This window comes from Streptomyces sp. NPDC021100, from assembly GCF_044333095.1.
In the GTDB taxonomy this organism is placed as follows: domain Bacteria; phylum Actinomycetota; class Actinomycetes; order Streptomycetales; family Streptomycetaceae; genus Streptomyces.
The window spans coordinates 397,281-415,289 of record NZ_JBIRQH010000002.1; the positions used below are offsets into that span (position 1 = coordinate 397,281).

Genomic DNA, 18,009 nt, shown 5'->3' on the forward strand with positions numbered 1-18,009 from the left:
GTCCACCACCTGATGGAGCGTCGCTTTACGGACCGACGAGCCATCAGCTGACACACCGTCGCATCGATTTCTCCGTTTGCGGCCCTCCGTGACCGGTCGCAGGGTGGCGCCAGGATCCCCTCTCCGAAGGAGCACCCGATGGACGCCCTCCGCAGAACCGGTCTTCTCACGGCGGCGGCCCTGTGCGCGGTCCTCGCCGCCGTCCCCGCCCTCGCCCTCGCCGATGCCCCGCCCACCGTCGCCGTCCCCGCGGGCGCGCCCGTGCCGTCCGGAAGTCCGGCACCCGGCGCCGTCGTGCTGTCCACGGCGCCGCTGCCGGTCGCCGAGGCGGGGGCCGCCGGCGGTCCTGACGCGCTGCGCCGGGTCGCGGCGGACGCCCTGCGGGTGCTGGACCAGGACGCCATCGGGCAGCGCGCCGCGGAGGCCGCCGCCGCGTGCGGGGCCGTGCGGAGCCCGTCGGCCGAGCAGCGCCGGGCCTGCGACGCGGTGCGGGAACGGCTCGACGTGCTGATCGCGGCCCGTACCGGGCTGCGGGAGCAGGCCGCGGCGGCGGCCCCGGACCGGGCCGCCGTCGCCCGGATCGTGGCGGACGCCCAGCGGGTACGGGACGAGCTCGCCCCGCACGCCGCCGACGGCGCCGGGGACACCGGCGGCCTGCTGTCCCTGGTCACCAAGCTGCTGGGCACCTTCGCCGATCTGACGGCCGGTCTCCTCGGCACGCTGACCGGCCTGGTGACGGGCCTCTTCGGCTGACCGCCCCGGCCCGGCGGGCCGGACCCCGTACCCCCGATCGCCCGAAAAGAACGCCGCCAAATGGCGGGACTGACTGCGTCCGGCAGGTCAACGGCCCTGTGCCGGGTGCATTGTTCAGCTCCGTGAGGGGCCGCGACGGGCGGCCCTCGGCCGGACGGGCCCGCGCGCGCGGTGTGCCGCGGGCCGACGACGAACGGAGCAGCGAACGATGCGTATGCGACACCGGGCCACGACGGCGCTGGCGGTCCTCACCCTCGCCATGGGGCCGGCCGGTACGGCCCTCGCCACGGACGCCCTCGACGACGCCTTCCTCGGCGCGGTGCACCAGGGCAACATGGCCGAGATCGCCGCCGGCGGCGACGCGCAGAAGAACGCCGTGTCGATGTGCGTGCGGGAGACCGGGAAGGTGCTGGTCCGCGACCACACGCTGCTGGACAAGGGGGTCGAGGAGCTCAGCCGCAAGCTGAAGGTGGCGCTGCCCCGCTCGGTCACCCCGAGGCAGGAGCAGGAGCTGAAGGAGATCCGGAAGAAGGCGCGGACCCGCGCCTACGACAACCTCTGGCTGCGGGCCCAGGACACCGCGCACGTCCAGACGCTGGACCTGCTGGACGCCGAGGCGGCGCGCGGCAAGGACGCGACGGTCCGGGAGGCGGCCAAGAAGGCGCGGCCCATCGTCGCCAAGCACCTGGACATGGTGCGCGACTGCATGATGCACATGCCGCCGCGGCACCGGTAGCCGATACGGCCGGTACCTCCGGTACGTCCGGCGACACCCCCTGACGACCGCGGGGCCCGCGAGGGCGGCCCCGCGGTCGTCGCGTTCCGCCGGTCTCCGTCAGTCGACGCAGGTGACGCCGCCCATCCGCACGGACCGGCCGTGGAACGCGTCGTCCGGCATCCGGCCGTTCGCGTCGTGGAGGACCGGCCGGGCGGAGGTGTCGCCCTCCGGCCGCGGGGTGCGGGGGGCTGTGCCGAGGGTGACGACGACGTGCCGTGCCGGGACCGCGGAGTCGCGGAGCGGGTCGGCGCCGAGGCGGGCGGCGATGTGGCGGGCGGCGGCGTCCGCACGGTCGCCGTAGGTGACGGTGGTGGCGGTGGCGCCGGGGGCGTTGGCGATCCGCCCGGGGGTGTAGCCGAGGGCGGCCAGGGCCCGGGACTCGGCGGCCGCGGCGCCCGGCACCCCGGAGGCGTTGCGCACCTCGACGGTGGTCGAGGACGCGTCGGCCGGGAGGGTGGGGGCGGGAGCGGCGGAGGGGGCGGGCTCGGGGGGCCGCCGGTGGTCGGTCATGGCCCGGACGATGCCGCGGATCCGCTCGGGGTCGACGAGGTTGACGGCCTCCCCCTTGCGGCTGGCGAACCCGGCGATGGGCAGGGTGTGGAACTCGGCGTTGCCGCCGGTGAGGTTGGGGACCTGCTGGGCGAAGTCGAGGAGGTCCCACTGGTCGTCGAGGACGACGTCCTTCTTGACGACGTCGAGGAGCCCTTCGAGCTTGTCCAGGTCCCCCCAGGCGCCCTGGGAGGTGAGCTTGTGCATCACGGAGGAGAGGAACGCCTGCTGCCGGTGGGTGCGGTCGAGGTCGCCGTTGACCAGGCCGTGCCGCTGCCGGACGAAGGCGAGGGACTGGCGGGCGTCGAGCTCCTGGCGCCCGGCCGGGAAGTCCGCGCCGGAGTAGTGGTCGTGGACGGCGTGGCGCAGGCACACCGGGATCGGCCGCAGCACCTTGGCGATGTCGTAGAAGCCGAGCAGGTTGACCTCGGCGAAGTGGTCGATGGGGACCCCGAGGAAGTCCTGGACCGTCGCGAGGGTCGTCTCCCGGCCCGCCTCGCGGCTGCGGTGCTCCAGCTCGGCGCCCCTGACGCCCTCGGCGGCCAGCCGGTCCTCGGCCTCGGCCTTGGCGATCCCGTACGCCTCCTTGATCTTGTGCTCGCCGCGTCCGCCGGCGACCGTGACGTAGTCGTCGCGGGGGATGGAGAACGCCGTGACACGGCCGCCGCCGGCCGGGATGTGCATCAGGATCAGGGTGTTGGTGTTGTAGCCGCCGATGGCGCTGGAGCCGGCGTGCAGTTCGTCCTGGACGAACTGCCGGGGCAGGTCGCGGCCGTTCATGTCCTTGCGGCTGTCGAGGCCGATCAGCAGGACGTTGACGGAGTCGTCGAGCTTGCGCGGTGCCTTCTCGCGCAGGGCGTCGAGCGCCCGGGAGGTGGTCAGGCCGTCGCCGATCCAGTGGCCGGCGAGCCAGCCGGTGCCGGCGACCGCGAGGACGGCGGCCGAGGCCAGGCAGACGCCGATCCGGGCGGCGTGGCCCGGACTGCGAGCGGGGCCGCGGGCGGGTCTCGCCCGGCCGTCGGTTCCCCGGTGCCCGTTCCTGCCCCCGCTGGGTTCGCGGTTGCCGCGGGGGTCGCGCATCGCCCGCCCTTCCTGCCGTGCCGTCGCCGGCGGGCGGTCATCGGCGACCCGTACCCGCCCGTCCGCTCAACGAGCCAGGCGGGGGTCCGGTGACGGTCGCGGCCGGAGCGGCGTTTTCCGGAGGCCGTACGTCCGACGGGCGAGCGGCCGTACGTCCGACAGGCGCCCGCCGAACCCCCGTTCGCGGTGGGGGCGGGAGCGGGGCTAGCGTCGGAGGTGGTCGGACACCGCCGCCCGGGGAGGGCCGGCGCGGCGCGGAGGAGGAACAGGCATGGACGGTCGTCCCGCCCCGCGGGTGCCGCAGCGGCGGCGGCTCCCGGCGGTGCTGTCCGAGGAGCGGCCGAGGCCGCGGCGGATACGGGAGCGGCCGGGGGCCTGGCGGCTGGCGGTGGCGACGGTGTGTTTCGGCGCGTTCATGGGGCAGTTGGACGCGAGCGTGGTCACCCTCACGTACCGCGGTCTGAGCGCCGAGTTCCACGCCTCGACGGCCGCGGTGGAGTGGGTGTCGCTCGCCTATCTGCTGACGTTGGTGGCGCTGCTGGTGCCGGTGGGGCGGCTGGCCGACGTCCACGGCCGCAAGCTGTTCTACCTGCACGGGTTCGCGCTGTTCACCGTGGCCTCGGCCGGCTGCGGGCTGGCACCGTCGCTGGCCGTGCTGGTCGGGGCGCGGGTGGCGCAGGCCGCGGGGGCGGCGATGATGCAGGCGAACAGCGTGGCCCTGGTGACCACCAGCGCGCCGCGCGGCCGGTTGCGGGCGGCGCTGGGCGTGCAGGCGGCGGCCCAGGCGCTGGGGCTGGCCCTGGGGCCGACGATCGGCGGGGCGCTGGTGTCGGCGGTCGGCTGGCGCTGGGTGTTCGCGGTGAACGTGCCGGTGGGCGTCGTCGCGCTGGTGGCCGGGCGGTACCTGCTGCCCCGGACCCGCGGCCGCGCCCCGTCCGGCGGCTTCGACCCGCTGGGCCCGGTGCTGCTGGCCGCCTCCACGACCGCGCTGCTGCTGGGTCTGTCCGCCGCCTCCGGGCTGCCGTTCCCCGGCTGGTCGGTGGCCGTGCTGCTGGTCCTGTCGGTGGTCGCCGGCTGGGCGTTCCTGTCGCGCTCGCGCTCCCGGCCCCGGCCGTTGCTGGACCCGGCGCTGCTGCGCTCGCGGACGGTCGCGGCGGGGCTCGCGGGAGCGCTGTGCGACTACCTGGTGCTGTTCGGACCGCTGGTGCTGGTGCCCGCGGCCCTCACGGCCGCGGGGGCGTCGGAGCTCCTGGCCGGTCTGGTGCTGACCGCCCTCCCGGCGGGCTTCGCCCTGGCCGCGACCTGCGCGGAGCGCGTGCTGCCGGCCGGGCTGTCGGACCGGGTGCGCTGTGTGCTGGGCGCACTCGTCTGCCTCACGGCGCTGGCGGTGATGGCCGTCCTGCCGCTGACCGCGTTCCCCCTGGTGCCACTGCTGGCGCTGCTCGGCCTGGGACTGGGCGTCTACACCCCGGCCAACAACGCGACGGTGATGGCGGCGCTCCCCACGCACTCCGCCGGCACCGGCGGCGGCCTGATCAACATGGCCCGGGGGCTGGGCACGGCCCTCGGCATCGCCCTGGTCACCCTGACCCTCCACCTCGCCGGCGACGCGGGGGCCCGGTGGGCCGTCGTGGCGCTGCTGCCTTTCGCGGGGCTGGCGTTGGCGGCGTCACGCCGGGCGGGCTGAATATCAGCCCGCCCGGCATTCGAGGACCTCGCGGCGAAGCCGCGATGCCGGGGGTCCGGGGTTCTCCCCGGGAAACGGCGAAGGGGCGGGACCGGGGCACCCCTAAGGACGGCCCCGCAACTGCTCCATCTCGCGACGCTCCCGCTTCGTCGGCCGCCCCGCGCCGCGGTCCCGCACGCCCATCGCGGCGATCACCTCGCGCGGCGGCGCCGGCGGGCTGTTGTCGACGTAGCACTCGACGGCCACCGGGGCACCGACCCGCTTGCGCACCAGCCGGGAGACGACGACGATCCGCTCCCGTCCGGCGTGGAAGAGCCGTACCTCGTCACCGGTCTTCAGCGGCTGGGCGGGCTTGGCGCGCTCCCCGTTGATCTTGACGTGTCCGGCCCGGCAGGCCGTGGCGGCCAGCGAGCGGGTCTTGGTGAGCCGTACCGACCAGATCCAGCTGTCGACGCGTACGGGGCCCTCGTCTCCTGCAACCATGCCCCCGACTCTATGCCAGCGGCCTGCGGGACGAACGGCCGGACCGGAGGGGCGCGTCAGAGGGACAACGACACGGCCTGCACCGCCAGAACCACGTGCAACAGCAGACACGTCGCCCAGTCCCGGGCCCGCCGTATGCCGCCGCGGACCACGCTCACCCAGCCCGCCACCGTCAGCGCGGCGGCCAGCCCCCAGACCGTCCAGGCCGCGGCGAGCCAGGGTGCCGAGCGGTCGGACATGATCCGGATGAGCAGGGCGGGTGCGAGGACGAGCAGGGGGACGGACCACGTCGCCTCGGTGGCCCTGTCGTCACGGATGTCGCCGACCGTCATCGCAGCTCTTCCTTCCGTCCGGACACGCGAGGGGCTTCGCCTGAGAGTGCGTCCATGCATACACGGCGTGACCGGCGGGGCGCCACGCGGGGTCCGGTTGTTTTGGTAGCACAGTCGCGCTACATTTTTTGGCATCGCTGCGCTAAATAGGAGGTCCTGTGCACGGCTGGCCGCTCGCAGCCCTCGTCGCCGTCGTCGTCGTGATCGTCGTCGTCCGGCGACTGAAGGGCGAACCGCTCAACGCGCGGGACCTGGCGGTCCCGCCGGTGATCCTGCTGACGATCGGCATCATGACGCTGGCCAGGGCGGATGCGGTGACCGCGGCCGACTACGCCTGGGTGGTGCCGGGCGCCCTGCTCGGCGCCGGGCTCGGCGCGCTGCGCGCGTCCACCGTGCGGATCTTCGAACGGGACGGGGTGCTCTGGCAGCGCTACACCGGCCGCACCTTCCTCGTACTGGCCGGCTCCCTGGCCGTCATGGCGGCCTACGGCTTCCTGGCCGCACGGGGCGGCATGCACCCGGAGGCGCGGCCGGCCCAGCTGACGGTGGGGGTGAGCTTCCTCGGGGAGTCGCTGGTGCTGGGCTGCCGGGGGCTGCGGTCGGGGATCCCGTTCGCCCCGGAGAAGGAGCGCCGCGCGCGCTGAGCGGCTCCCCGGTCCGCCGGCCGGGGGACGGCGGGTTCCCCCTGCCGGTCCCCCGGTCGGCGGGCCGGCCCGCGAGCGGCCCCCGCCTAGCCTGGACGGTCCCGGTGGCGCGACGGCCCCGGTCCCCGGCGGCGCGGACGCCGCGCCGGGCGACTCCCGGCCGTCCCACCACCGGAGCCGATCCCGCGACCCCCGCACGGAACGGAGAATTCCGATGCCCCAGACGCCTCATACACCCCAGGACCGTCATACGGCCGGGCACCGAGCCCCCGTCGGCACCACCGCCGCCGTGCTCGAGCTCCTGGCCCGCGAGCCCGAACGAGGGGTCTCCTTCCGCCGGCTCACCGCCTCCCTCGGTCTGCCGGACCACACCGTCGGCGACGTGATCAGCGGACTGCGCGCGGAGGGGCTGGTCGAGTACGACGCCGGCTCGGGCACCTGCCGGCCCTGCGAACCGTTCCGCCGCGCCACCGGCGCGGCGGCCGCGGCCCGGCCGGACGTCAACGACGTCCGCGCCGCGGCCATGACCTGGGCCGACGGCCTCGCCGCCCGCACCGGCACGAGCGTTCTGCTCGCGGTCGCGCACCCCGAGGGCGCGCAGGTCATCCACCATGTCTTCCGGCCGGACAACCGGCCGCAGCGGCTGGCGACCGGAGACATCCTGCCGCACACGAGCGCCCCGGCCCGGGTGCTGGCCGGCCCGTGCGACGACCGCTGCGCCTACGAGGAGGGGACCGGCCCGGAAGAGGCCCGGCTGGCCACGTCCATCCCCTGCCCCGACGGCGTCCGGCACGCGGCGGCGCTGTGCCTGACCGGCCCGCGGCGGCTGCTGGATCCGGAGGGTACGGGGGCGCGGCGCTGCGAAGAAGCGCTGCGGGACGCCGCGCGGACGGTCTCCTCCGCGCTGGTCGGGGCACCGGCTCGGTGACCGCCCGGCCGGTCGGCCGATCAGTGGCGCAAGGTGCGCTTCCGGCTTCCGCTCCGCAGCGTCCGGTCGTTCACCATGGGCGAGTAGGCGGGGGTCCCGGAGGCGACAGCGCGGCGCCGCGTCTCGCCGACGCGCTCTGGACGGGGACGTCGTCCCCGGAACCCGCGCCGTCAGTTCACCCCAGGCCGCCTCGCACGCCCGGCTCCGGCGGAGGCCGACGGTACGGCCCTGGAGCTCCTGGTGTTCGAGGACCAGTACGTCACGGGCCCTGACCGACAACACGAGGGTCCCTGGCAGCCGGCGGTGGACACGGCCCGCGCGGCCGGCACGGCGAAGGCGGAGGGCGGGGGCATCGCCGAGGAGGACGGTGCCGCCCAGCCGGCCGTGGCGCACCCGGGGGCGGCGGCGAGGACGGCCGCCTTGGCATCCTTCCCGAGGTTCATCGACGCTCCTCCCTTTTACGGAGGCCATGGCGGGATCGCCGGACCGCACCACGCGTGGTGGGGGTTCGACGCCCGTGGGCGCCAGAGCCCGTTCGGCGTACCGGAATCGGCGGGCCCGCCGGGGCCCGGGCGCCCGGGTTGCGGGCGGACCGGCGGCACCTAGGGTGGAGACAGCCATGAAGCGAGCCCCCGGTCCCGTCGGCCCGTACCCGGCCCCGGCCCTTCCGCGGCCGGCGCGCCTGCTCGTCGTCGCCGCGTACGTCCTGCTGGCCGCGGCGGTGGGCGTCGACCTCGCCTCGGACCCCCGGCTGACGTTCTCACCCGTACTGGGCACGGCCCCCGTGCTGGCCAGCATCGGCACGCGGCGCGCCCGGGTCCCGTTGCTGACCGGGGCGGTGGCGCTGCTGCTGGTGGCCCCGCTGACGCTCGCGGACCCCGAAGTGCCCATCACCCTGCATCTCACGGCGGCGTTCACGGTGCTCGCCCTCACCTGCATCAGCGCGGCGAACGTGGTGCTGGTGGCCACGCGGGAACGGGAGTTGCTGCGGTCGCGCTCGGTCGCCTCGGCGGCGCAGCAGGCGCTGTTGCGGCCGGTGCCGGAGCGGGTGGACGGGCTGCGGGTCGCGGTGCGTTATCTGGCGGCCGCGGCGGACGCGCAGGTGGGCGGTGATCTGTACGAGGTGCTGACGACACCGTTCGGCGTGCGGCTGCTCATCGGGGACGTCCGGGGCAAGGGGCTGGGCGCGGTCGAGACGGCGGCGGACGTGCTGGGGACGTTCCGGGAGGCCGCGCAGGTGGAGCCGGAGCTGGGCGCGGTGGCCCGGCGGCTGGACGCGGCGGTGCGGCGGCGCGGGGTGGGCGAGGAGTTCGTGACCGCCGCGCTGCTGACCGTGCCGCGCTCCGGGGAGACGGTGGAGCTGGTGAACTGCGGCCATCTCCCGCCGCTGGTGCGCCGGCACGGGCGGGTGAGCGCGGTGGGGACAGGGGACGCCGAAGCGGATCCGCCGCTGGCCCTGCGCGAGCTGGCGGAGGGCTCGTACCGGTCGGCCGCCTTCGCCTTCGGCAAGGGCGACCTGTTGCTGCTGTATACGGACGGTGTGACGGAGGCGCGGGACGCGGGGGGCCGGTTCTATCCGCTGGAGCGCCGGCTGGCCGCGCTGCCCGAGCACGCACCGGGCGTGCTGGCGGACCGCCTGGTGGCGGATCTGCTGGCGTACGCGGGCGGGGAACTGGCGGACGACGCGGCGCTGTTGGCCGTCCGGCGGGAGTAGCCTCCAAACAAATAAGGCAACCTTGCCAGTTTTACTGATCAACAGATAACCTTCCTTTCTCTTCGGTGCGCGCCACCGCGCGCCGGGATGGAGGGAGGTTCGCCATGCGATTCGCCGTGCGGTCCGCCATACGCACATCCGGCGGGGACACCGGGAGGCCCGTCCGGCCACCGGAACGGGGCAACGGCGCGGAGGCCGCGCCCCCGGCGCTCGGCGGCCGGTTCGTCGCGGCGGTGACGGTCGGCTCGATGCTCAACCCGGTCAACTCCAGCATGATCTCGACGGCGCTCGTCCCCATCGGCCGGAGCTTCGGAGCCGGCCCGGCCGCCACGGTGTGGCTGGTCGCGGGGCTCTACCTGGCGAGCGCGGTCGCCCAGCCGGTGATGGGCCGGGTCGCCGACCACCTCGGCGCGCGGCGGGTCTACCTGGCGGGGCTGGTGCTCGTCGGGCTGTCGGGGGTGGCCGGGCTGGTGGCGGGCTCCCTGGGGGAGCTGGTCGCCGTCCGGGTGCTGACGGGCGTGGGCACGTCGGCGGCGTACCCGGCGGCCATGGCGATGATCCGTCGACGGTCGGCGCGGGCGCCCGGTGGGCCGCCCTCCGGCGCCCTCGGCGCGCTGACCATCGCCGCCCTCGCCAGCGCGGCACTCGGCCCGGCGCTGGGCGGGCTGCTCACCGGGCTGGCCGGCTGGCGGGCGGTCTTCGCGGTGAACATCCCGCTCGCGCTGGCCGGCCTGGCCCTCGCCCTGGCCTGGCTGCCCCGGGACGAGCCCCGGCCGCGCGCGGGAAGGGCGCGCGGCGCGTGGTCGGAACTGGACCCCGCGGGTGTTCTGCTGTTCGCCGGCACCCTGCTGCCGCTGATGTTCTTCCTCACCGACCTCACCCACCCGCGGTGGCCGCTACTCGCCGTCGGCGGCATCGCCGCGGGCGCGCTGGCGGCCTGGGAACTCCGGGCGGCCCGGCACCCGTTCCTGGACCTGCGCATGCTGGCGGCGAACCGGCCGCTGGTCCGCACCTACGTCCGCTACGGGGCGTCGTTCCTCGTCGTCTACTGCGTGCTGTACGGCTACACCCAGTGGCTGGAGGAGGTGCGCGGGTACTCCGCCACCCTCACCGGGGTGATCATGCTGCCGATGTGTGCGGTGGCGGCGCTGTGCTCGTGGGCGGGCGCGCGCCGGGCGACCGCACGAGGGCCGCTGCTCGTCGGCACGGTCGCGATGGTGGCGGCCTCGGCGGCGCTGGCGTTCACCGGGCCGGGGACGCCGATGGCCGTGCTGGTGCTGGTCGGCGTCGTGTTCGGGCTGCCCAACGGGCTGAACGCGGTGGGAAACCAGACCGCGCTGTACGCGCAGGCGCCGGCCGGGGGGACGGGCACGGCCGCCGGGCTGTTCCGCACCGCCCAGTACGTCGGCGCGGTCGCGTCCACCAGCGTGATCGGCCTGGTCTACGGCGACCGCGCGACGACCGGCGGGCTGCACACGGCGGCCGTCGTCCTCTCCGTCCTCGGTGCGCTGCTGCTGCCGGCCACGCTGTGCGACCGGGCCCTGCGCGGGCGGGGCCGCTGACCGGCCGGGGCCCGGCGGACCCGGACCGACGCTCCGGGCACTCCGGGTACGCTGGCCCGGTGAAGGCCCACGACCAGCAGTCCCCCGTTCCGGCCGGCGCCCCCGAGCTCTCCGAGCTGCACGAGACGGCGTCCCGGATCCGCGTCCTCACCGGGCAGTTGGCCCGCCGACTGCGCGCGGCGGGGGAACGTACGGACCTGACCCTCTCCCAGTCCGCCGTCCTCAGCCGGCTGGACCGCCGGGGCCCGGCCACCACGGTGGAGCTGGCCCGCGCCGAGGGCGTCCGGCCGCAGTCCATGGGCACCACGCTGGCCGGCCTGGAGGAAGCGGGCCTGATCGAGCGAACGCCGCACCCCAGCGACCGGCGACAGATCGTCATCTCCCTCAGCCCGGAAGGCCTGCGGCGGCTCGGCGAGGCACGCGAGGTGCGCGAGGGGTGGATCGCACGGGCCCTGGAGGAGCGCTTCGACGCGAGGGAACGGGCGGTCGTGGTGGAGGCGATCGGCCTGCTGGAGCGACTGACGGACGGCGATTAGGAAGCTGTCGGGGTGTCAGGAGACCCGGCCGGCCCTGTAACAGACATGTACTCATGTAACAGACATGTACTAGGGAACGATCGGGCGGAACGATTCACCGGATCGGGCGCATCCTGGTGATCAGAAACGCTCGCTCGTACCGACTCGTCCCGACTCGTCCCGAGCGACCGGCGTCCCCGATCGATTGAGGCAGAAACGATGCGTGTTCACAAGCTCACCTTCGCCGCCCTGGCCGTCGCCGCGAGCCTCTCGCTGACGGCCTGTCAGAATGACGACGGCAAGGCCCAGAGCGACCCGTCGTCCGCCTCCTCCGCGTCGTCCGCCAAGGGAGGCGGTACGGGGTCGGGGGGCTCGGACCAGGGCGGTTCGGAGCAGAGCGGCGGGAAGGACTCCTCGGGCAAGGGTTCCGGCGGCTCCGGTGGGAAGGGCTCCGGCGAGAAGGGCACGGCCGCCGGAGCCGGCTCCCACGAGAACGGCAAGACCGCCAAGTGCCGCACCGCCGACCTGACGGTCACGGCGCAGGACCACACCATCGACGGTGACCCCGACGGCACCGTCGCGGTGGAGTTCAAGAACCACGGCGGCCACGACTGCACCGTCACCGGGTACGCGGGCGTCGACCTGAAGACCACCGCCGGGTCGCTGTCCGCACGGCGCACGGGTGAGCAGGCCCCGCGGGTCGTCCTCAAGAACGGGCAGTCGGTGGCCTTCGGCATCTCCTACCCGGTCAACAAGTCGGGCGGCTCCGGCGTCCGCGTCACCGGCCTGCTGGTGACCCCGCCCGGCGAGACGCACACGGTCACCCTCCGCTGGCCGGGCGGTGCCACGCTGCCCGTCACCGAGGGCGGCTCGGCGGTGAAGGTGGGCCCGATCGGGAGCGCGGGCCAGGGCGGCTGATCCGCGGGCCCCTTCGCGGCCCCGCGCTCCTGCCTGCTCCCGCACTCGGGCGGTGACCCGTCACTGGGTCACCGCCCGCGAGCAGGCATGGCCTTTCACGAGGGGCGGCGCACTCCGTCTCCGGGCGACGGCCTCGGTCGCTCCGTCAGCCTGGGCGCGGAAAACGGTTTCGGCGTCGCCGTCCGGTGTGGTCCGGCCGGACTCGCGGTGGAGCACGGTGGCGTCGTGGCGTCGGCGGCCGTGGGCACACTCCCCACCCGCCGTTTCTACGCGGTGCGCCATGCGGTGAGCCGGACGGAGACCTCGTCGCCCTTCTTCACCCGGAAGAGCCCGTGGGACTGGTTCGTGAGAATCGTTCCTGCTCCACAGGGCGGCGGGCTCCGGCGGTGCCGGCACGAGCCGCCGTCACCCCTCGTCCCTGCCCGCCGATGCCAACGCCCCCCTTCTCCGAGGGAACGGTCGGCACCGTGAACAAACGTCGGCGGGCGGCGAGTTCAGCGAGCGGCGGGGAGGCGAGCCGGCGGGCCGAACCACCGCTCCAAGGCGGACCGGACCGCGTCCCCGGCCGCTTCCGGCCCCGTGCCCGGCCCGGCCACCCAGCCGACGTGGCCGTCCGGGCGGACCAGGACCGCGTACGTGCCGGGCAGCCGGCCGGAGGGGACGGTGGCGACCGTGACCCGGCCGGCCCAGGGCGCGGCGGCCTCGCGGACGGCGGCCGGTGCCTCGGCCGGCGCGGCGTCGTCCAGCAGCAGCACTCCGCCGCCGCTTCGGGCGGCCGGCGGGAGGAGTTCGCCGGCGGGGAGCATCCGGCCCTCCCATGGGTGGCCGTGCGCATCGTGGGCCGGGTAGCGGGTATTGACCCCGGTGACCGTCTCGGCGACGTGGCCCGCGGTGCCCTCCGCCGTGGCCAGTTCGCCCAGGAGGTCGCGCAGGGGCGCCAGCCGCTCCCCTTCGGCGGCGATCAGCGCCTGCGCTCGGGTGTCGCGCAGCAAGCGGGTGCCGGCCGCGTGACGTTCGGTGTGGTAGCTGTCCAACAGGCTTTCGGGGGCCAGGTCGCGAGCCACGAGCGCGAGCTTCCAGCCGAGGTTCATCGCGTCGTCGATCGCCGCGTTGACGCCGACCGCCCCGGCCGGCGGATGGATGTGCGCGGCGTCACCCACGAGCAACACCCGTCCGGCGCGCAGGCGTTCGGCCAGCCGTGCGGCGTCGCCGAACCGGGTGAGCCAGCGGACCTCGGCGATCTCGACGTGCCGGCCCAGCGCCCGGTCCAGTACCTCCTGGAAGCGGGCGTGCGTCACCGGCTCGTCGCGGTCCTCCGGCGGGTCCGGCTCGGCCGTCACCAGACGGACGTAGCCGGGGCGCGGGATGGTGAACACGGATCCGCCGCCGGGTCCGGCCGTCGTGCCGAAGGGCAGCGCCCCCGGGTCGGCCAGGACGACGTCACCGAGCAGGGCGAAGCGGCGGGCAGGGGTGCCGGGGAAGGCGATTCCGGCCGCCTTCCGGACCGTGCTGCGTCCGCCGTCGCAGCCGGCGAGCCAGTGGCAGCGCAGTCGGAGCGGACCGTCGGGGGTCGTGACGTCCGCGGTGACCCCCTCGTCGTCCTCCTCGAACCCGGTGAGCCGGTGGCCGCGGAGGAGGCGTACGCCGAGTTCCACGGCCCGCTCGGCCAGCAGTTCCTCGACGCGGGTCTGAGGGATGCCCAGGATGTACGGGTGGCGGGCGCGCATGGCGGCCAGGTCGAGGGCGGCCGTCCCGACGAACGCCGTGGCCGGCAGGGTCGGGCCCTCGGCGAGGAAGCGGTCCGCCAGGCCGCGGTGGTCCAGCAGGTCGAGGCTGCGGGCGTTGAGGTTGAAGCCGCGGCAGAAGCCGGGCGGGGCGGGGTTCCGTTCGAGGACCGTCGTCCGGACGCCGGCCAGGCCGAGTTCGCAGGCCAGCATGAGCCCGGCGGGGCCGGCGCCGGCGACGAGGACGTCCGAGTGGGTGTGAGTGTCAGGCATCGGTGTCCTCCCCCGGCCACGGCAGTGCGCCGCGCTCGATCTCGTCAGCGGTTTCCCGCACCCAGCGCAGCTCCGCCTCGGCCATCGCGCGGGCGTACTCGGCCTCGATGACGAACAGCCGGGGCGCCCGGTGCTCTTCCCGTGCCGCCCGGTACGCGTCCGCGTCGGCCGCCACGCGGGCCTCCAGGGCCGCGGCCCGTTCGCGCAGCGCCTCCGCGGCGCGCCGGGGGCCCAGGGCACCGAGGTAGCTGAGGGCGGACACGAATTTGGGGAATTCGCGGGCGGGTTCGCGGATCAGTTCGTCGAGCCAGGCGGTGAAGCGGGTGCGGCCCTCGGGGGTGTGGCGGTAGACGGTGCGCGCGGGGCGGCCGCCCACCCGCTCGGTGCCGTCCTCCTCGATCCAGCCGTCGCGGGCCAGCGCCCGGACGGTGTCGTAGAGGGATCCGGTGGTGAGCTTGAAGGTCAGGTCGAGCTGGCGCTCGCGCAGGGTGGCGGCCATCGCGTGCGGGTGCAGGGGCTGTTCCAGCAGGAGGCCCAGGACGGCGAGGGCCAGGGGGTTGGCGGGTCTCTTGCCGGCGGGTCGTCCGCCTGCGGCGGTTGTGTCCGTGGCCGGGGTGTGCGCGGCCGGTTCGTCTGCAGGATTTTCGACGGGCATCTCACTCCACGCTTCTCACGGCATGCCGTTTGCTCGGATCCAAATGCTCGGATCCGAGCATAGCCGGTCGGCGCGGTACGGTCGAGCGCCGTCGGGGAGGAGACGCCGCATGTTCGCGAGGCGGGAGCGGGAGCGAGAGCGGCGCGCGGCCCGCCGTCGACCCGGCGCGCGCAGGGGACCGTGTCCGGGATGCATTCCGCCGGCGGCAAGGGGCCGGCGCCGCCCGGACCGTCGCCGTCGCCGTCGCCGCATCGCACGCCGAAACCATGGCCGGGCTGCTCCGCCTCCCCGGCGGCCCTTAAGTGGACGCGTCCGCGATGCGGTCGGCCGTCTCCGCATGCACGGGATGACTCGACCGGCGGGGCGGCCGGCGCCCGGCGGTCGCCGCCGCGGCCGGAGGGGCCTGCCGGCGAAGGGCCGGCGGGGGGACGGCACATCGCCTCCGGGTCAGGCCGTGACCGCGCCGGCCGCTTCCCCCTCCCTCCTGCTCCTACCACTCCTACCGCATGGGGTCCTCGGCAAGGTCGGACGCGTGATCCGCGGCCCACTGGGCCAGCGTGCGGCCCGGCCTGCCCAGGACCCGTTCGACGTCGGGCCGGACCTCGGGCGGCTCCTGCGCGTACTCGGCCTGGTATCCGAGCAGGTACTCGGCGATGTCCCACGCCATTCCGGCCTCGATGTACGCGGCGCGGGCCTGGCCGTACGTCACCGTCTCGAAACGCAGCGGTCTGCCCAACCCCCGCTCGATGGCCGCGGCTTGTTCCCGCTGTGTGAGGCGCTGGGGCCCGCTGAGCGAGTACGCGCGCCCGGCGTGGCCGTCCGAAAGGAGCGCGGCGGCGGCCACTTCGGCGATGTCCGCCTCGTGGACGGGGACGCCGAGCGCGGCGGGGAACGCGCTGCGCACCGTGTTCTCCGCGCGGATCGACGGGCCCCACATGTCCAGCTTGTTGCCGGCGAACTCGCCGGGCCGCACATGCGTCCACGGCAGGCCGGAGGCTTCGATGACCTCCTCGACGTCGCGCAGCGTCTCGTAGCTGCCCCGCCGGCGCACGGTCACGGCGAGGCCGGACAGGTCGACGATCCGCCTGACCCCGGCGTGCGTGGCGAGTTCCACGAAGGCGCGGGCCTGCCGTACCGCGTGCCGCGGGTCGAGCATCCCGGACATGTAGTAAACGGCGTCCACCCCGTCGAGCGCCGCGGCGACTCCCGCGAGCTCGGTGAGGCTGCCCGCCGCCACCTCGACGGCAGCGGGCAGCCGGGCTTCTTCCGGCTTCCTGGTCAGGGCCCGTACGCGCCGTCCGGCCTCCAGCAGCCGGTCGACCAGGACGCGGCCGACCTTTCCGGTCGCGCCGGTCACGAGAATGGTCATGGGTTCTCCTCCTTGGCTGGTGCCCAAGTCGTCGGCGGGCGGCCGACGATAGGTCCGCGGGGCTCGCCCGCGCACATGAGCCCATGTCTCGTTTGGCGGATCGGCGCAGGGCCGTCACGAGTGCGTACGATCACGCGAATGGAGGCACTCGCTCAGCGCCTGGTCCCCGACGAGATGTGGGAAGCGGCGCGTCCGCTCCTGCCGGACATGCCGCCGAGGCCCCAGGGCGGTGGCAGGGCCCCGGCCGACGCGCGCAGGGTCATGGTCGCCGTCGTCTACGTGGTCACCAGCGGCTGCGCGTGGCAGCAGCTCCCGTCCTCGTTCGGGGTCAGCGTGCCCACGGCCCACCGCTGGTTCACCCGCTGGAGCAGCGCGGACCTGTGGCGGAACCTGAGCGAGACGACGTCCCGCACGCCGGCCCTCGCCGCCTGGACCAGGGCGGTCCACGAGTGCGCGGCGCGCCGCGTGTACCCCTGAGAAATTCACCATCCGAGACATGGCACCGCTGCCGCCTGCCCGCGCCCGTCGGAGCGGGGGGCCGGCAACCGCACCGGCCTCCCGCACTGGCTGGCCGGCCGGCTGCACACCTGGCACATCGTGCGCCGCGACGTCCCGCACCGCGCCGCGCACCGGCCGAGGAGCAGCTTCCCGCCGTGACACGCTTCATCGCATCAGCGACCACCACGGTGGCGGCAACGACGGCCGTTCCTACGGCGGTTGCCACCGTTCCCGCGCTCACCACTCCCGCACCCACCGCCACGCACCGTCCCGCCACGGTCGCGGCCTCCCGCCCGGGAGCGTCTCGCCGACGTCGACCGCCGCGCCCCACGGACCCCGCCGCCCGGCCCGCCCCACCTCCCCCGAGCCGATGCCCGCCGCGATGCCTCCGGCGGCTCCGGCGGTTCACGCCTCGGCGTGCTCTTGGGCCGGACCGGGGAGCGACGACGGCGAGGAAGGACACCCGCGGAGTCGTCGGGCCCCGGGCAGGGCGCGACGGCGCGGGACGGGAGTTCAGTCCCCCAGCAGCTTCGCCTCCGTCTCCGGGTCCAGGCCGACCGGCGGGCGGTCCGGGCGCAGCGGCGGTACGCCGCCCAGGGACTCCAGCCAGGTCCAGGTGTCGGCGACGGTCTCCTCGACGGGCCGGCAGCGCAGTCCGGCGGCCAGGGCCTTGCCGACCCCGGCCGCGAAGATCGTGGTGTGGTCCTCGCCCGGCGGCAGCCAGATCGGCAGGTCGGTCCAGGGGGCGACCCCTGCCGCGAGGATCGGTTCGGGGTCCGTCCAGCACAGTTCGGCGTCGGAGCCGGTGACGCGGACGCAGGTTTCCAGGAGTTCGCCCATGGTGGTGTGGCCGGGTGGGCTGACGAGGTTGTAGGGGCCGCCGAGGCCGCGCGCGGCGGCGTCCAGGGTCCAGGCCGCCAGATCACGGGCGTCGATGTACTGGATCGGCGACGCGGCCGGGCCGGGGGCCAGGACGCGGCCGCCGCGCGCGACGCGCAGCAGCCACCAGGGCAGCCGGCCGATGTTCTCCCCCGGGCCGAGGACCAGCCCGGCCCTGGCCAGCAGCGCCCGGTCGCCGAAGGCGCCGCACGCCGCCAGTTCCCCGCCGCGTTTGGCCTCCGGGTACGGGACCTCGCCGGCGTCCGGGGAGCCGTCCACCAGCGGGCCGTCCTCCGCGAGGCCGGCCGGGCAGGGGTGCCGGTGGACGGAGCGGCTGGAGATGTAGGCGTAGCCCTCGGCCCGGCCGGCCAGCAGCCGGGCGGTGTCGCGGACCGCCGAGGGCGCGCCCGACCAGGTGTCGGCGACCAGGTCCCACGCGCCGCGCTCCAGCGCCGCCAGGCCGCCCTCCGCCCGGCGGTCGCCGTGCAGCACCGTCGCACCGGGCGGCGCCGGGTGCCGGCCGCGGTGGAAGACCGTCACCTCCCAGCCGCGGGCCAGGGCCTCGTCCGTCAGGGCGCGGCCGACGAATTCCGTTCCTCCGAGTATCAGCAGTCTCATGATCGTGACCCTGCCCGTGCCGGGGGCCGGGCGGAACCCCCGCATGCTCT

Annotated in this window: 17 protein-coding genes; 10 read left to right on the plus strand and 7 right to left on the minus strand. The window is 75.4% G+C overall.

What is annotated here, in order from left to right; translation table 11 throughout:
* The first annotated feature begins 138 nt into the window (after positions 1–138).
* Positions 139–753 carry a hypothetical protein gene (locus ACH4PU_RS05415; RefSeq protein ID WP_398266341.1) on the plus strand — a complete coding sequence of 205 codons (615 nt, stop codon included), beginning with the start codon at positions 139–141 and terminating at the stop codon, positions 751–753.
* 208 nt (positions 754–961) lie between these two features.
* On the plus strand, positions 962–1,489 hold the full coding sequence (locus tag ACH4PU_RS05420) for a DUF4142 domain-containing protein (protein WP_398266344.1): 528 nt from the start codon (positions 962–964) through the stop codon (positions 1,487–1,489).
* A 99-nt stretch (positions 1,490–1,588) separates the two neighbouring features.
* Here ACH4PU_RS05420 and ACH4PU_RS05425 read toward each other — a convergent pair whose 3' ends face one another.
* Positions 1,589–3,160 carry an LCP family protein gene (locus ACH4PU_RS05425; protein ID WP_398266347.1) on the minus strand — a complete coding sequence of 524 codons (1,572 nt, stop codon included), beginning with the start codon at positions 3,158–3,160 and terminating at the stop codon, positions 1,589–1,591.
* Positions 3,161–3,431: 271 nt separating this feature from the next.
* Between ACH4PU_RS05425 and ACH4PU_RS05430 the strand changes: the two genes are divergently transcribed.
* Positions 3,432–4,847, plus strand: a complete 1,416-nt coding sequence (locus tag ACH4PU_RS05430) for an MFS transporter (RefSeq protein WP_398266350.1) — start codon at positions 3,432–3,434, stop codon at positions 4,845–4,847.
* A 102-nt stretch (positions 4,848–4,949) separates the two neighbouring features.
* Here the strand turns inward: ACH4PU_RS05430 and ACH4PU_RS05435 are convergent, their stop codons facing one another.
* Positions 4,950–5,330 (minus strand): RNA-binding S4 domain-containing protein, encoded by a 381-nt coding sequence (locus tag ACH4PU_RS05435; RefSeq protein ID WP_398266353.1) that lies wholly within the window; start codon positions 5,328–5,330, stop codon positions 4,950–4,952.
* A 56-nt stretch (positions 5,331–5,386) separates the two neighbouring features.
* Positions 5,387–5,662 carry a hypothetical protein gene (locus tag ACH4PU_RS05440; RefSeq protein WP_398266356.1) on the minus strand — a complete coding sequence of 92 codons (276 nt, stop codon included), beginning with the start codon at positions 5,660–5,662 and terminating at the stop codon, positions 5,387–5,389.
* A gap of 158 nt (positions 5,663–5,820) precedes the next feature.
* Between ACH4PU_RS05440 and ACH4PU_RS05445 the strand changes: the two genes are divergently transcribed.
* The 6 genes from ACH4PU_RS05445 (at position 5,821) to ACH4PU_RS05470 (ending at position 11,943) form a co-directional block, all read left to right on the plus strand.
* Positions 5,821–6,306, plus strand: a complete 486-nt coding sequence (locus ACH4PU_RS05445) for a DUF1453 domain-containing protein (RefSeq protein ID WP_398266359.1) — start codon at positions 5,821–5,823, stop codon at positions 6,304–6,306.
* A gap of 214 nt (positions 6,307–6,520) precedes the next feature.
* Positions 6,521–7,234 carry an IclR family transcriptional regulator gene (locus ACH4PU_RS05450; protein WP_398266362.1) on the plus strand — a complete coding sequence of 238 codons (714 nt, stop codon included), beginning with the start codon at positions 6,521–6,523 and terminating at the stop codon, positions 7,232–7,234.
* A gap of 619 nt (positions 7,235–7,853) precedes the next feature.
* Positions 7,854–8,948, plus strand: a complete 1,095-nt coding sequence (locus tag ACH4PU_RS05455; protein WP_398266365.1) for a PP2C family protein-serine/threonine phosphatase — start codon at positions 7,854–7,856, stop codon at positions 8,946–8,948.
* Between the two features lie 104 nt (positions 8,949–9,052).
* Positions 9,053–10,510: an MFS transporter gene (locus ACH4PU_RS05460; protein ID WP_398266368.1), complete on the plus strand. Its 1,458-nt coding sequence runs from the start codon at positions 9,053–9,055 to the stop codon at positions 10,508–10,510.
* Positions 10,511–10,569: 59 nt separating this feature from the next.
* Positions 10,570–11,046, plus strand: coding sequence for a MarR family winged helix-turn-helix transcriptional regulator (locus tag ACH4PU_RS05465; protein WP_398266371.1), 477 nt, complete (start codon positions 10,570–10,572; stop codon positions 11,044–11,046).
* Positions 11,047–11,244: 198 nt separating this feature from the next.
* Positions 11,245–11,943, plus strand: coding sequence for a DUF4232 domain-containing protein (locus ACH4PU_RS05470; RefSeq protein ID WP_398266374.1), 699 nt, complete (start codon positions 11,245–11,247; stop codon positions 11,941–11,943).
* 494 nt (positions 11,944–12,437) lie between these two features.
* Here ACH4PU_RS05470 and ACH4PU_RS05475 read toward each other — a convergent pair whose 3' ends face one another.
* The 3 genes from ACH4PU_RS05475 to ACH4PU_RS05485 form a co-directional block, all read right to left on the minus strand.
* On the minus strand, positions 12,438–13,940 hold the full coding sequence (locus tag ACH4PU_RS05475; protein WP_398266377.1) for an FAD-dependent monooxygenase: 1,503 nt from the start codon (positions 13,938–13,940) through the stop codon (positions 12,438–12,440).
* Positions 13,933–14,595: a PadR family transcriptional regulator gene (locus ACH4PU_RS05480; RefSeq protein ID WP_398266380.1), complete on the minus strand. Its 663-nt coding sequence runs from the start codon at positions 14,593–14,595 to the stop codon at positions 13,933–13,935. The genes ACH4PU_RS05475 and ACH4PU_RS05480 overlap by 8 nt, the downstream gene beginning before the upstream one ends.
* Positions 14,596–15,094: 499 nt before the next feature.
* Positions 15,095–15,964, minus strand: a complete 870-nt coding sequence (locus ACH4PU_RS05485) for an SDR family oxidoreductase (protein ID WP_398266383.1) — start codon at positions 15,962–15,964, stop codon at positions 15,095–15,097.
* 138 nt (positions 15,965–16,102) lie between these two features.
* Here ACH4PU_RS05485 and ACH4PU_RS05490 point away from each other — a divergent pair, with 138 nt between their 5' ends.
* Positions 16,103–16,441: a transposase gene (locus ACH4PU_RS05490; protein ID WP_398266386.1), complete on the plus strand. Its 339-nt coding sequence runs from the start codon at positions 16,103–16,105 to the stop codon at positions 16,439–16,441.
* 534 nt (positions 16,442–16,975) lie between these two features.
* On the opposite strand, the gene ACH4PU_RS05495 is transcribed toward ACH4PU_RS05490, so the two are convergent.
* Positions 16,976–17,959: an NAD-dependent epimerase/dehydratase family protein gene (locus tag ACH4PU_RS05495; protein WP_398266388.1), complete on the minus strand. Its 984-nt coding sequence runs from the start codon at positions 17,957–17,959 to the stop codon at positions 16,976–16,978.
* Positions 17,960–18,009: the final 50 nt, after the last annotated feature.